We start from the raw sequence: 13,399 nt of genomic DNA, 5'->3' as shown, positions 1-13,399 counted from the left end.
CATGCGCATCGCGACCGCGAAACAGACTTACCTGGCGGACGAGGCCCTGTTCGATACGTGCACCCAGCACGTGTGGCTCGCCTTGCTGGCGGCTTCGCTGGTGTTGTTCCCATTCGTGGCCGACGCGTACTGGTTGTACCTGGCCTGCCTGGTCGCCATCAATATCGCCAGTGCCACGGGCTTGAATATCCTGACGGGCTACACCGGGCTGGTCAGCCTGGGGCAAGCCGCGTTCATGGGGCTGGGCGCGTACACGGTGGCGGTGATGGAACTGCGCCTGGGTACGCCGGTGCTGGTCAATTTGCTGGGGGGCGGCGTGGTGGCCATGCTGGGCGGGCTGCTGGTGGGCATCCCGTCGTTGCGGGTGAAGGGCTTGTACCTGGCCATCGCCACCATCGCCGCGTCGTTCATCGCGCATTTCATCTTTGCCAACTGGCAATTCACCGGCGGCACCACAGGTTTGCAGGTGCCCCCCGCGCGCTTGCTGGGCGTGGACCTGGACACGTCGTTCAAGATCTATTGGCTGATCGTGCCCGTGACGATCCTGATGGTGCTGGGCGCTGCCAACCTGTTTCGCACCCGCATCGGCCGCGCCTTCATCGCCATCCGCGACCGCGATATCTCGGCCGAAGTGCTGGGCATCCACCTGCTGCGCTACAAGCTGCTGTCGTTCGGGCTGTCGTCTTTTTATGCGGGCGTGGCGGGCGGCTTGTGGGCGTACTTTTTTCGCGTCGTCACACCCGAGAGCTTTCCACTGATCATGTCGATTTTTTTCCTGGCTGCGATCATCGTGGGTGGCATGGGCTCGATTCTGGGGGCCATCCTGGGCGCGGTCTTTATGACGATGGTGCCGGAACTGCTCAAGCTGATCGTCGGTTGGCTGCCCGTAGGGGGCGACGCGCTGCGCTTGGTATCGCCGGTGCGCACCATTGTTTTCGGCCTGCTGATCGTGGGCTTCCTGATCTTCGAGCCGCATGGGCTCGCGGAAATCTGGCGGCGCGTGCGTCGCTTCTTCCACCTGTGGCCATTCCGGACCTGAACGCGGTTTGGCCGATTGCATGATCCAAAAAGACCCAAGGAGACACACCATGAAGCGCATCCGGATAGGCAGCGGTTTATCGAGGTTGTTGGCCCCGCTGGGCCTGGCGGCGGCAATAGCGGCGGCGCCCGCCGCGCACGCTGCCGAGGACCTGGTGCTGGGCGGGTCGATTCCCTTGAGCGGCGTGTTCGCGTTCGCGGGCCAGGGCATCCACGCCGGCATCACGGACTACGTGAAGATCATCAACGACCAGGGCGGCATCAAGGGGCGCAAGCTGCGCTACGTGCCGGAAGACACGGCGTACAAGGTCGATGCGTCGGTGGCCGCCTTCAAGAAGATCACCAGCCAGAACAAGGTGAATTTCTACTACGGCGATTCCACGGGGTTTTCAAAGACCATCAACGCTGAATTGAACCGCACGGGCGACATCCTGATGACGGGCGCGTCGTTCGCCACCGAGCTGAACGACCCCGCCAAGTATCCGGCGCAGTTCATGCTGGGGCCCGACTACACCGAAATGTTCGGCATCCTGCTGCGCTACATCGCCAAGGAGCAGCCTGGTGCGAAAGTCGCGTTCGTGTATTCCGACACGGAGTTCGGCCGCGACCCCATTGCCAGTTCGCGCGCGGTCGCGGAAAAGCTGGGCCTGAAGGTCGCTACCGAGATCATGACGCCGCCGGGCAGCGTGGACGTGTCCACCGAAGTCATCAAGCTGCGCCGCGCCGACCCTGACTTCACGATCTTCCACGGCTATGTGCTGGCGCCCATTCCCGAATTCGTGGGGCAGGGCAAGCGCATGGGCTTGAAGACGCGCTACATGGGCACGTTCTGGACGATGGACAACTCCACCGTGATGCAGATGGGCGAAGACGCCGAGGGCTTCATGGGCGTGATGCCGTATCGCTACTACTACGACACCGAGGGCGATGCGCCGATGCTCAAGAAGATTCGCGAGATGCGTCCGCAATATCAAAGCACGGGCTATATGCAGGGCTTCCTGGCCGCGATGCTGTTTTCCGAAGTGGCCAAGCGCACGCTGGACGCCGGCAAGGATTTGACCAGCGCCAACATGAAAGCCGCGCTGGATGGCATCAAGGACTTCGACACGGGTGGGCTGATCGGCGTGCCCATCACCATCAAGGGCAACTCCATTCCGGTGGGCCGGATCTATCGCGCCGATGTGAAGCAAAAGCAGATGGTGCCGGCGTCCGACTGGATCGTGCTCAAGTGAGGCGCCTGTGACGTTCGCCCCTGACGCGCACGCGGCATCGACCGGCACCGCCACGCCCGCGGCGGTGCTGGACATCAACAATATCGAAGTCGTCTACAACAAGGCGGTGCAGGTGCTGCGCGGGCTGTCCCTGTCGGTGCCGGCCGGCAACATCGTGGCGCTCTTGGGCAGCAACGGCGCGGGCAAGTCCACCACGCTCAAGGCCGTGTCGGGTCTGCTGGACCTGGAAGACGGGGCACTGGTGCGCGGCCACATCGTGTTCAACGGCGGCGACACTCGCGGCGCCAAGCCGCAGAACCTGGTGCGATCGGGCCTTGCGCACGTGATGGAAGGGCGCCGCGTATTTGAAGACCTGACCGTGGAAGAAAACCTGGTGGCCGCCAGCTACGCGCTGACGGGCAGGCCCGGCGCGCGGGTGGACTTCGACCTGGTCTACGGCTACTTTCCGCGCCTGTTCGAGCGGCGGCGCGGCCTGGCGGGCTATCTGTCTGGCGGTGAACAGCAGATGCTGGCCATCGGCCGCGCGTTGATCGCGCAGCCGCGCCTGATGCTGCTGGACGAGCCCTCGCTGGGCTTGTCGCCGATGCTGGTCGAAAACATTTTTTCCATCATCGCGCGCATCAACGCCGAGCAGGGCGTGTCGATGTTGCTGGTTGAGCAGAACGCCTCGGTGGCGCTGGCCGTGGCGCACTACGGCTACATCATGGAAACCGGCAAGGTGGTGATCGACGGCTCGGCCGACAAGCTGGCCGCCGACCCCGACGTGCGCGAATTCTATCTGGGCGTGGGCGGCACGGGCGAGGCGCGCGGCTTTCGCGATATCAAGCATTACAAGCGCCGCAAGCGCTGGCTGTCATGAAGGACAAGGCCATGGTTGCGTTGATTGATCCCGCCGTCTGGCCCGAGCTGACCCTGCCGCAGATGTTGCGCGAGCAGGCGCGGCGCAAACCCACGGCCATCGCCATCCGGCAAAAAGACTTTGGCATCTGGAAGCCGCTGTCGTGGGCGGACTACTGGCAGCGCGCCTGCCGCGTGGGCCTGGGGTTGCGTGCCCTGGGCTTGGGTGCAGGCGGGCGCGTGGCCATCGTGTCGGAAAACCGCGTGGAATGGCTGCTGACGCAGCTGGGGGCGGGCACGGTGGGCGGCGTGGCGGTGGGTGTGTATTCGACCAGCCCGGCCGAGGAAATGGGTTATGTGCTGGAGCATGCCGACGTCGAACTGGTGGTGTGCGAAGACCAGGAGCAGACCGACAAGGTGCTGCAAGTGGCCCACCGGCTGCCCTTGCTGCGCCGCATTGTGATGATGGAGACCAAAGGCCTGCGGTCATACCCGCCCGCCGATCGCACGCGCATCGTCACCTTTGCCGAAGTCGAAGCCGACGGCGCGCGTCGCGAGGCCGTCGAGTTTCCCGCGCTGAACGCCGCGCTGGATACGCAGCGGCTGGATGACACGGGGCTGATGATTTATACGTCGGGCTCCACCGGCAAGCCCAAGGGCGCCATGCTCAGCTACCGCAACATGCGCGGCGTGGCGCCGGGCATCGCGGACCGGCTGTCGATGGATGCGGCCAGCGTGCACCTGTCGTATCTGCCGTTATGCCATGTGGCCGAGCAAATGCTGTCCACCTTCGTGCCCCTGTACCTGGGGTCGCAGGTGAACTTTGGGGAATCCATTCGCACCGTGCAGGAGGACCTGCGTGAAGTGGCGCCGACGATTTTCCTGGGCGTGCCTCGCATCTGGGAAAAGTTGCACGCGTCGATCTCGATCAAGATGCAGGAGGCGGGGCGGCTGCAACAGTGGTTGTACTGGCGGGCGCTGGCGCGTTGTGCGCCGTTTCTTGAAAAGTCGCCTGCGCAATACAGCGCGCGCGAACGGCTGACGCATGCGCTGTGGTACTGGCTGGTGCTGCGCGCCTTGCAGAACTTCATCGGCTTGCGGCGCGTGCGCGTCGCGATGACGGGCGCCGCGCCGATACCGCCCGATGTGGTCCGCTACTTTCGCAATTTGGGCGTGCCGCTGCTGGAAGTCTATGGGCTGACCGAGTCCGCCGGCATGATCTTCGGCCAACACCCCGATCGCGTAAAGGTAGGCACGGTGGGTGAACCGATCCTGGGCGTGGAATGGAAGATGGGCGAGGCGGGTGAATTGCTGGTGCGCGGCGACATGGTGTTCCAGGGCTATTACAAGAACCCGGACGCCACCGCCGACACGGTGCGCGACGGCTGGCTGCATACGGGCGACGTGGTGGCGGAACAGGACGGCCGCGTGCGCATCGTGGATCGCCTGAAAGACATCATGATCACGGCCGGTGGCAAGAACCTGACGCCGTCCGAAATCGAAAACGCCGTCAAGGGCAGCCCGTATGTGAAGGAATGCATCGTGATCGCGGATGGGCGCAAGTTCGTGTCGGCGCTGATCCAGCTTGAATTCGACACGGTGGGCAAGTGGGCCGAGTCGCGCCGCATTGCGTTCACGCATTTCCGGTCGCTGGCGGAATCGCCCGAGGTGCGCGAGCTGGTGCAGCAAGAAGTGTCGCGCGCCAACGCCGGGCTGGCCCCGGTGTCGCAGATCAAGCGCTTTCACCTGTTGACCAAGGAACTGGACCACGATGATGGCGAGGTCACGGCCACCATGAAAGTGCGCCGGGCCAGCATCTATCGCACGTACGCGAACGAAATCGAAAGGCTCTACGTTGAGGAGACGATGGCATGAATGACGCCGTGATCGTGGAGGCGGTTCGCACGCCGTTTGGTCGGCGTGGCGGATGGTGGGCCGATACGCGGCCCGATACGTTGCTGGCGCAGACGGTGGATGGCTTGCTGGCGCGTGCCGGCTTGCCGGGCGACAAGGTCGAGGACCTGATCGCGGGCTGCGTCAGCCAGGCGGGTGAGCAGGGCGCAAACGTGGGGCGGCTGGCGGCACTGCTGTCCGGCGTGCCGGCAACCGTTCCGGGCGTAACACTGAACCGCATGTGCGGCTCCAGCCAGCAGGCGGTGCATTTTGGCGCGCAAGCCATCGCGGCGGGCGATATGCGCTACGTGGTCGCGGGCGGCGTCGAAAGCATGAGCCGCGTGCCGATGTTCCTGGACGTGACCTTGGGGCAGGGCGAATTCAAGGGTTTTGAATCCTTGAACCCGGCGCTGTTGGAACGCCATGCGCTAGTGCATCAGATTGAAAGCGCCGAGCGCATCGCCGACCACTGGAAACTGTCGCAGGCGGACATGGACGATTGGGCGCGTGAAAGCCACGCACGCGCCTGGGCCGCCGCGCGGGCCGGCCTGCATGCCGAACTGCTGCCCGGCCCGCAAGACGCCGCGCATCGGGACGAAGGTATCAGGGAGAAGACCGACGCGGCGCGTATGGCTGCCATGGCGCCGGCAATGCGGCCCGCTGGCCAGGGCGGCGTTACCGCCGCCAACGCCAGCCAGCTGGCAGACGGGGCGGCGGCGGTGTTGCTGGCGGATCGCGACACCGCGCTGTCCGACGGGCTGCGGCCTCGGGCGCGCTTCCTGGCGCGGGTGGTCGTGGGGTCCGACCCGGTGATGCAGCTGACGGGCGTGATCCCGGCGGCGCGTCAGGCCTTGGCGCGTGCCGGGTTGGCGCTGGAAGACATCGACTGGATCGAAATCAACGAAGCCTTCGCCAGCGTGGTGTTGGCGTGGCAGCGCGAGCTTGATGCGAAGCCCGCGCGCGTGAATCCCTGGGGCGGCGCCATCGCGCACGGCCACCCTTTGGGTGCGACCGGTGCCGGGCTGATGGCCAAGATGCTGGCGGGGCTGGAGGCAACCGAAGGCGAAATCGGCATGCAGCTGATGTGCATCGGCCATGGCATGGCCACGGCCACCATCATTCAAAGGCTGTGATCGGCCATGACCAAGACCGCGGCCCTTGTGCCGCGCGAAGAGGGCGCTGATTCCGAACGCCGGCGCGAACTGGTTCTGACGGCCGGCAGGCTGTTCTGCAAGCACGGCTACGAACGGACCACGGTGCGCGAATTGGCGCGCGCCGTGGGCTTGCAGTCGGGCAGCCTGTTCCATCACTTTCGCAGCAAGGAAGAGATCCTGGTGGCGGTGATGAACAACGGCATCCAGGAAGTGATTGACGGCGGCGAACGCGCGCTGGCGCACTACGATGCGCCGGCGGATCGGCTTGCCGCGCTGTTTCGCGTGCACATGTGGAGCATGCTGCAAGGCGCGGGCGGCGATGCAATGAATGCGCTGGTCTACGAATGGCGCAGCTTGTCCGCGCCCAGCCAGTCGGCGGTCAAGGCGCTAAGCGATCGCTACGAAGCGATGTGGCAGTCGGTGGTAGCGGATGCCGTTCAGGCGGGACTGATCCAGGGCGACGCGCGCGTCATCAAGCGCTGCGTGCTGGGGGCGATGAACCTGACGGTGCAGTGGTACAAGCCTGGCGGGCGTCTGGCGCCGGCGGCTTTCATCGATGCGATGTTGTTGGCGTCGTTGCCGGCGTTGCCGGAAGGGGCGGGCGCGTGGCCGCTGGATGCCGCCGCCTAGCCGCGACGCTTCAGGAATGCCGCCACGGCGCACGCCACGCCCAAGGCCAGCAGGCAACCGGAGACAGGCAGCAGGAAGTCGGCTTCGCCGTGATAGCCGCCGCCGGTGACGCCGCCGGCCACGCCACCCATCCACAACAGCGCCGTCAAGATCGCGGCCACCACGGAGATGGCGGTGGCAATGCATAGCGCAATGAACACCGGGCGGCGTGGCCGCGCGGGCGCGTAGGTCGCACCCGGCAGGACGCGGCGGGGTTGTTTGATCCAATAGACCAGCCCCGCCACGATCAGCAGCAGCATCAGGATCTTGAAGATCACGACGCTGCTCCGGCGCTCGCCTGCGCTGCTGCGACCTTAGTCTTCACGACGCAGGTGCGGGAACAGGATGACGTCGCGGATGCTGGGGCTGTCGGTCAGCAGCATGACCAGGCGGTCGATGCCGATGCCGCACCCGCCCGTCGGAGGCATGCCGTATTCCAGCGCGCGGATGTAGTCCGCGTCGTAGAACATGGCTTCTTCGTCGCCGGCGTCCTTGGCTTCGACTTGCGAGCGGAAGCGTTCGGCCTGGTCTTCGGGGTCGTTCAATTCCGAGAAGCCGTTGGCGATTTCGCGGCCGGTCATGAACAGCTCGAAGCGCTCGGTGATGCCGTCGCGTGTGTCCGAGGCTCGTGCCAGCGGCGACACTTCAACCGGGTAGTCGATGATGTACGTGGGGTTCCAGAGCTTGGCTTCGGCCGTCTCTTCGAACAGCGCCAGTTGCAGCGCGCCCAGGCCGGCGCGCGACAGCACGGGGCCGTCAGCGTCCGCGCCCAGCTTCTTGAGTTCAGCGCGCACGAAGACCGGGTCGTCCAGCTGTGCCTGCGTGTAGCCCGGCGCGTACTTCAGGATGGCTTCGCAGATGGTCAGGCGGTCGAACGGCTTGGACAGATCAAGCTCGCGCTCCTGATACGTCAGCACGGCGCTGCCGGTGGCCGAGATGGCGGCCTGGCGGATCAGTTCTTCCGTGAAGTCCATCAGCCAGCGGTATTCCGCATAGGCCGCGTAGAACTCCATCATCGTGAATTCAGGGTTGTGACGCGGGCTGACGCCTTCGTTGCGGAAGTTGCGGTTGACTTCGAACACGCGTTCGAAGCCGCCGACGATCAGGCGCTTCAGGTAGAGTTCGGGCGCGATGCGCAGGTACATTTCCATGTCCAGCGCATTGTGGTGCGTGACGAACGGCTTGGCCGCCGCGCCGCCCGGAATCGGGTGCAGCATGGGCGTTTCCACTTCCAGGAAACCGGCGTTCAGCATGAACTGGCGGATGCTGCCCACGGCCTTGCTGCGCGCTTCGAACGTGCGGCGCGTGGCGTCCGTCATGATCAGGTCAACGTAGCGCTGGCGGTAGCGCAGTTCCTGGTCGGCCACGCCGTGGAACTTGTCGGGCAGCGGACGCAGCGACTTGGACAGCAGGCGGGCGGTGGCGGCGTGCACCGACAATTCGCCCTTGTTGGTCTTGAAGACCGACCCTTCGATCGCGATGATGTCGCCGATGTCCCATTGCTTGAACGCGGCGTAGTTGTCTTCGCCCAGCGTGCCCCGGTCCAGGTAGATCTGGATGCGGCCGGTGCTGTCTTGCAGGGTGGCGAAGCTGGCCTTGCCCATGACGCGCTTGAGCATCATGCGGCCGGCCACCTTGACGGTGACGCCGGCGGCGGCCAGGGCTTCCTGTTCCTCGCCGTCGTACTTGTCGTGCAGCGCGGCGGCGCGGGCGTCCGGAACAAAGTCGTTCGGGTACGCAACCCCGGTTTCGCGCAGTTTGGCCAGCTTGGCGCGCCGTTCGGCGATCAAGCGGTTTTCATCCTGGGCGGGTGCCGGAGCGGTCGAGTGGTCGGTCATGGTAAGGGGATCAGTCGTAATTGCGGATGTCGTCGATGTCGGTTGTGCCGAAATCTTCGCGATCCAGGTAGGCAAGGATGCGGGCAGCCACATTGGCGGGCGAAGCGAGCTTGCCCGTGGCGTGGAAGTCCTGGAACTTGGCCAGCGCGGGGAAGCTGTCGGGGTCGCTGGAACGGATGGCGACCTGCATGTCGGTGTCGACAATGCCGGGGGCCAGCGCGACGATGCGCGCGCCGTCGGCGCCTTGTTCCTGCTTGACCACGCGCGTGTACATGTCCAGCGCGGCCTTGGTGGCGCAGTAGACGCCCCAGCCGGCGTTCGGGTTGCGGCCCGCGCCGGAGGAAATGTTCAGCACGCGGCGGTCAGCGTTAAGGCCTTCGACGGCGGCCAGAAAGCGCGCGGTCAGCAGCATGACGGCGGTGACGTTCAGGTTGAAGGCGGCGGTAATGGCCGCGCTGTCGATCAGGGCGTCGGTGCCGGCGACGGGGTGCACCGTGCCCGCATTGTTGATAAGCAGATAGCGCTTGGCATCGCGCGGCAGGGCCGAGCAGATGCGTTCGGCCGCGGTTTCAGCCGCCTTCAAGTCCGAGAGGTCCACGGACAGTTGTTCCAGCTGCACATCCCGCGACTGCGCGTAGGCGGCCAGTTCGGGGTCTTCGCGGCGCGCCAGCGTGATCAGGCGGGTGCCCGGTTTGGCCAGGCCGCGCGCCATGGCGGCGCCGATGCCGCGCGAGGCGCCGGTAAGGATTGCGATGGTGTCAGACATTCGTGGACCTCTGGGTACGGTTAGCGGAAGTATCGCGACAGACTTAAACGCCTTGCTTCAGGCTGGCCTGGATGAAGGGATCCAGGTCGCCGTCCAGCACTTTCTGCGTGTTGGAGATTTCAACGTTCGTACGCAGGTCCTTGATGCGGCTTTGGTCCAGCACGTACGAACGAATCTGGTGGCCCCAGCCCACATCGGTCTTGGAGTCTTCCAGCTTCTGCTGTTCGGCCATGCGGTTGCGCATTTCCAGTTCGTAGAGCTTGGACTTCAGCATCTGCATGGCTTCGGCGCGGTTGCGATGCTGCGAGCGGTCGTTCTGGCACTGCACCACGATGCCCGTCGGGATGTGCGTCAGGCGCACGGCGGAATCGGTCTTGTTGATGTGCTGACCGCCCGCGCCGGACGCGCGGTAGGTGTCCACGCGCAGGTCGGCGGGGTTCACTTCAACTTCAAACGATTCATCGACTTCGGGGTACACGAAGACGCTGGCGAACGAGGTGTGGCGGCCGCCGGACGAATCGAACGGGCTCTTGCGAACCAGGCGATGCACGCCGGTTTCGGTACGCAGGTAGCCGAAAGCGTATTCGCCTTCCATCTTGATGGTGGCCGACTTGATACCCGCGACGTCGCCTTCGGATTCTTCCAGGACTTCGACCTTGAAGCCCTTGCGCTCGGCGTACTTGAGGTACTGGCGCAGCAGCATCGATGCCCAATCCTGGGCTTCCGTGCCGCCCGCGCCCGCCTGGATGTCCAGGAAGCAGTTCAGCGGGTCGGCCGGGTTGGAGAACATGCGGCGGAATTCCAGGTTTTCCAGCTTTTCCTGGAACGCGTCGGCGTCCTTTTCGATGGATTCGAGCGTGGAATCGTCGTCGTCGGCCTCGGCCAGTTCAAACAATTCGTTGGCGTCGGCCAGGCCCGTGCCAAGACCGGTGAGCGTTTCCACCACGTCTTCCAGGGCTTTCTTTTCACGGCCCAGGTCCTGGGCGTGCTTGGGGTCGTTCCAGACCGCCGGGTCTTCGAGCTCGGCGTTTACAACGTGCAGGCGTTCAGCTTTGGCATCGTAGTCAAAGATACCTCCGTAGAGCCTGTTCGCGCTCCGCGTAATCGGCGAGGCGGGCTGCGAGCTGGTTCTGACGTTCGGCTTCCATGATGATCCTGTCCTGATGACTTTTGTGCGAAACCTGGCATTTTACCGTGGTTGGGGCAACTACGCGGGCGCGTGTTGCAACAGGGGGGACGGATCGCTGGTTGGGAAGCGATCGTGCCGGCGTCGGCTTCCCCCAAGGCTTTACCCCGCGTGCTCGATCACCAGCTGCACGGACACCATGCCGTTCCAGACGTTCTGTTCCAGGCGGTACGCGGCCTGGATGTGTTCGGGCAGCGACTGGTCGTGGCCGAACCAGATGGCGTCAAAGCGCTGGTGGCCGCGTTCCAGCGACAGCTTCAAGTGCTTTTCGCCGACCAGGCGCTGGTTGCGTACGGTGAATTCGTCCAGGAACAGGGGGGCGGCAAAGCCCGCGCCCCAGACCTGTTGCTGCAACATGCCGGCGATTTCGGCGTTGGCGTAGCCGGTTTCCAGCGACCCGTCGGTTTCAATGACCGGTTCGAAGGTGTCGCGGCCGGTCAGCTCGCGCACGGCGGCGTCGAACGCGGGCGCGAAGGCGGGAAAGTCCGCGCGGCCCAGCGTCAGGCCGGCCGCCATGGCGTGGCCGCCGAACTTGCGGATCAGGTTGGGGTGCCGCTTGGACACGAGGTCCAGCGCATCGCGCAGATGCACGTCGGGAATGGAGCGGCCCGAGCCACGGATTTCGTCATCGCCCGCCGGCGCGAAGGCCAGCGTGGGACGCCAGAATTTTTCTTTCAGGCGCGATGCCACCAGCCCCACCACGCCCTGGTGCCAGCCGGGGTCGAACACGCAGACCGTGGCGCCCGCCGCCGCATTGGGCGCTTCCATGGCGGCCAGTGCCTGTTCGCGCATTTCGGCTTCGATCGTGCGGCGTTCGCGGTTGATGTTGTCGAGCTCGCGCGCCATTTCCAGCGCTTGCGCTTCGTCATCCGTCGTCAGGCAGGCGATGCCCAGGCTCATGTCGGCCAGGCGGCCCGCCGCGTTGATGCGCGGGCCCAGCGCAAAGCCCAGGTCGAACCCATTGGCGCTGCGCGGTTCGCGGCCCGCCACGGCAAACAGCGCGCGCAGGCCCGGTTGCAGCCGGCCGCTGCGCATGCGCTGCAAGCCCTGCGTGACCAGCAGGCGGTTGTTGGCATCCAGCTTGACCACGTCGGCAACGGTGCCCAGCGCCACCAGGTCGGACAGCGCGTCCAGGCGCGGGCCGCCATCGGCGGGGTAGACACCACGGCGACGCAACTCGGCGCGCAGCGCCAGCATCATGTAGAAGATCACGCCCACGCCGGCCAGGTTCTTGGACGGGAAGCCGCAGCCGGGCTGGTTCGGGTTCACGATGGCCAGCGCGTCGGGCAGGGTGTCGCCGGGCAAGTGGTGGTCGGTGATGACCACGCCGATGCCGGCGTCGTTGGCGGCGGCCACGCCGTCCACGCTGGCGATGCCGTTGTCCACGGTGATGATGATGTCGGGCTTGCCGCTGCGGTGGCGCACGGCCAGCTCGACCACGGCGGGCGACAGGCCATAGCCGGTTTCAAAGCGGTTGGGCACCAGGAAGTCGACGTCGGCGCCCATGGCCGACAAGGCGCGCAGCCCGACCGCGCAGGCGGTGGCGCCGTCGCAATCGTAGTCGGCCACGATCAAGAGCTTTTTGCCGGCCTGGATGGCATCGGCCAGCACGCCGGCGGCGTGAGCGGAATGGGTCAGGCCGGCGGGCGGCAACAACGATGGCCAGGCCAGCTTGGTCTGATCAGGATGCGTGACGCCGCGCGCGGCCCACAGGCGGGCCAGCAAGGGATGGATGCCCGACGCTTCCAGGACGCGGCAGGCGTCCAGGTCGGCGGGGCGAGTCGTTAAGCGGGGTGAGACCACCAGGCGCTCCAGTTTTTCTTGGGCGCGGGCAGCAAGCCCAGCAGGCCCCCGCGCGGTTTCAGGGTCAGGGCGACTTGGCGGTCGTCGCCCAGCAGCAGCAGTTCGGCGGGCCTGTCGGGCACGCCCTGCTTGCCCGCCAGGGGGCGCAAATGCTGCGTATCGAGTTCGGTCAGGGCATCAAGCCAGGCGGCCCAATCGCCCGCGCGCTGGGGCGCGTCAAGGCCGGTCAGCACGCGTTCCGGGCCGGGCGCGGCCACCGGCCAGGGCGTGCCGCCGCCGTACAGCCATAGCGCATTGACGGGCGGCAGGCCGCGCGCGGCGCGGTCGTCGTTGACGGGGTGTTCGTGCCACGCCATCTGTATTTCATTCAGCAAGCGCCGCCACGGCCGCGTTTCCGCGTCCTGGCGCCACCATTCATTCAAGCGATGCCCCGCCACGACCAGCGGCGACGCCGTCTGCGGACGCAGGCCGTCAGGCAAGGTCAGCCGCCAGCGCTGCGGGGACAGGGGCTGGACCGTAAAACCGGTACCGTCGAACAAGGGCTGCGCCGTGTCCAGCAAGGCGGCGGATTCTTCGGGGCGCAGATCCATCTGGCCCGGGTCCAGCAGATTGGCCTGGTCCGCGCCCAGGGCCAGATGGACCAGCTCGGCCAGCCACACGGCTTGCCCGGACGGGGCCTGCTCATCGGCCAGCAACGGACCGAGGCCCGCGCCTTGCAGCAGGCCGGGCTCGGTTCGGTAGCCCGCGCGGGTCAGTTGCCAGGATTCGAAAGCCGTGCACCCGGCGGCACGTACATCGAAGGGGGCGGCCCGGGCGGCGCCGGCCAGCAACCAGCGGTGCAGCGTGGGGGCGCGTTCAGGCAGCAGCTTGGCCAGTTCGGCGGCAACGGGAAGGGCGGGCAGGGCGCCCGGAATGACGATCAGCATGGCCGCGATTGTAGTCCGCCCGGGCGGCGGGAACTAAGCGGCGGTGGCGGCTGCCAT

Annotated in this window: 12 protein-coding genes; 6 read left to right on the top strand and 6 right to left on the bottom strand. The window is 65.9% G+C overall.

The window, feature by feature from the left end; translation table 11 throughout:
- The first annotated feature begins 1 nt into the window (after position 1).
- The 6 genes from AC0Z35_RS24090 (at position 2) to AC0Z35_RS24065 (ending at position 6,784) form a co-directional block, all read left to right on the top strand.
- Positions 2-1,039, top strand: a complete 1,038-nt coding sequence (locus tag AC0Z35_RS24090) for a branched-chain amino acid ABC transporter permease (RefSeq protein ID WP_485132807.1) — start codon at positions 2-4, stop codon at positions 1,037-1,039.
- A 49-nt stretch (positions 1,040-1,088) separates the two neighbouring features.
- Entirely contained in the window at positions 1,089-2,270 is a 1,182-nt protein-coding gene (locus tag AC0Z35_RS24085; RefSeq protein ID WP_485132808.1) for an ABC transporter substrate-binding protein, read from the top strand.
- 64 nt (positions 2,271-2,334) lie between these two features.
- Positions 2,335-3,129 (top strand): ABC transporter ATP-binding protein, encoded by a 795-nt coding sequence (locus AC0Z35_RS24080; RefSeq protein ID WP_485133023.1) that lies wholly within the window; start codon positions 2,335-2,337, stop codon positions 3,127-3,129.
- Positions 3,130-3,140: 11 nt separating this feature from the next.
- Positions 3,141-4,982 (top strand): AMP-dependent synthetase/ligase, encoded by a 1,842-nt coding sequence (locus AC0Z35_RS24075; protein ID WP_485132809.1) that lies wholly within the window; start codon positions 3,141-3,143, stop codon positions 4,980-4,982.
- Positions 4,979-6,133, top strand: a complete 1,155-nt coding sequence (locus AC0Z35_RS24070; RefSeq protein ID WP_046805783.1) for a thiolase family protein — start codon at positions 4,979-4,981, stop codon at positions 6,131-6,133. Before AC0Z35_RS24075 ends, AC0Z35_RS24070 begins: the two co-directional genes overlap by 4 nt.
- A gap of 6 nt (positions 6,134-6,139) precedes the next feature.
- Positions 6,140-6,784 carry a TetR/AcrR family transcriptional regulator gene (locus AC0Z35_RS24065; protein ID WP_219990404.1) on the top strand — a complete coding sequence of 215 codons (645 nt, stop codon included), beginning with the start codon at positions 6,140-6,142 and terminating at the stop codon, positions 6,782-6,784.
- On the opposite strand, the gene AC0Z35_RS24060 is transcribed toward AC0Z35_RS24065, so the two are convergent.
- The 6 genes from AC0Z35_RS24060 to AC0Z35_RS24035 form a co-directional block, all read right to left on the bottom strand.
- Positions 6,781-7,101 carry a preprotein translocase subunit TatB gene (locus AC0Z35_RS24060; protein WP_104145032.1) on the bottom strand — a complete coding sequence of 107 codons (321 nt, stop codon included), beginning with the start codon at positions 7,099-7,101 and terminating at the stop codon, positions 6,781-6,783. The genes AC0Z35_RS24065 and AC0Z35_RS24060 overlap by 4 nt on opposite strands.
- Positions 7,102-7,137: 36 nt before the next feature.
- Positions 7,138-8,661 (bottom strand): lysine--tRNA ligase, encoded by a 1,524-nt coding sequence (gene lysS, locus AC0Z35_RS24055; protein WP_120156156.1) that lies wholly within the window; start codon positions 8,659-8,661, stop codon positions 7,138-7,140.
- A gap of 10 nt (positions 8,662-8,671) precedes the next feature.
- On the bottom strand, positions 8,672-9,427 hold the full coding sequence (locus tag AC0Z35_RS24050; protein WP_104145033.1) for an SDR family oxidoreductase: 756 nt from the start codon (positions 9,425-9,427) through the stop codon (positions 8,672-8,674).
- A 43-nt stretch (positions 9,428-9,470) separates the two neighbouring features.
- A protein-coding gene (prfB, locus tag AC0Z35_RS24045) for a peptide chain release factor 2 (protein WP_100856261.1) occupies positions 9,471-10,575 on the bottom strand; the annotation gives its coding sequence in 2 pieces (ribosomal slippage) (positions 9,471-10,493 and positions 10,495-10,575; 1,104 coding nt in all).
- Positions 10,576-10,715: 140 nt separating this feature from the next.
- Complete coding sequence (recJ, locus tag AC0Z35_RS24040; RefSeq protein ID WP_046805778.1) at positions 10,716-12,416, bottom strand: single-stranded-DNA-specific exonuclease RecJ; 1,701 nt, start codon at positions 12,414-12,416, stop codon at positions 10,716-10,718.
- Complete coding sequence (locus tag AC0Z35_RS24035) at positions 12,398-13,342, bottom strand: hypothetical protein (RefSeq protein ID WP_319301891.1); 945 nt, start codon at positions 13,340-13,342, stop codon at positions 12,398-12,400. Before AC0Z35_RS24035 ends, recJ begins: the two co-directional genes overlap by 19 nt.
- Positions 13,343-13,399 lie beyond the last annotated feature (57 nt).

Source organism: Achromobacter sp. 1L-A-4-B-C2, assembly GCF_057291955.1.
The sequence above is the reverse complement of the archived record's forward strand: the minus strand, read 5'-3'. Positions and strand labels throughout refer to the sequence as shown.

What these genes read in the sequence shown, in the direction of transcription:
- AC0Z35_RS24065 (WP_219990404.1), top strand. Translation starts at nt 6,140, where the DNA reads ATGACCAAGACCGCGGCCCTTGTGCCGCGCGAAGAGGGCGCTGATTCC.
- AC0Z35_RS24070 (WP_046805783.1), top strand. Translation starts at nt 4,979, where the DNA reads ATGAATGACGCCGTGATCGTGGAGGCGGTTCGCACGCCGTTTGGTCGG.
- AC0Z35_RS24085 (WP_485132808.1), top strand. Translation starts at nt 1,089, where the DNA reads ATGAAGCGCATCCGGATAGGCAGCGGTTTATCGAGGTTGTTGGCCCCG.
- AC0Z35_RS24075 (WP_485132809.1), top strand. Translation starts at nt 3,141, where the DNA reads ATGGTTGCGTTGATTGATCCCGCCGTCTGGCCCGAGCTGACCCTGCCG.
- lysS (WP_120156156.1), bottom strand. Translation starts at nt 8,661, where the DNA reads ATGACCGACCACTCGACCGCTCCGGCACCCGCCCAGGATGAAAACCGC.
- AC0Z35_RS24050 (WP_104145033.1), bottom strand. Translation starts at nt 9,427, where the DNA reads ATGTCTGACACCATCGCAATCCTTACCGGCGCCTCGCGCGGCATCGGC.
- AC0Z35_RS24090 (WP_485132807.1), top strand. Translation starts at nt 2, where the DNA reads ATGCGCATCGCGACCGCGAAACAGACTTACCTGGCGGACGAGGCCCTG.
- AC0Z35_RS24035 (WP_319301891.1), bottom strand. Translation starts at nt 13,342, where the DNA reads ATGCTGATCGTCATTCCGGGCGCCCTGCCCGCCCTTCCCGTTGCCGCC.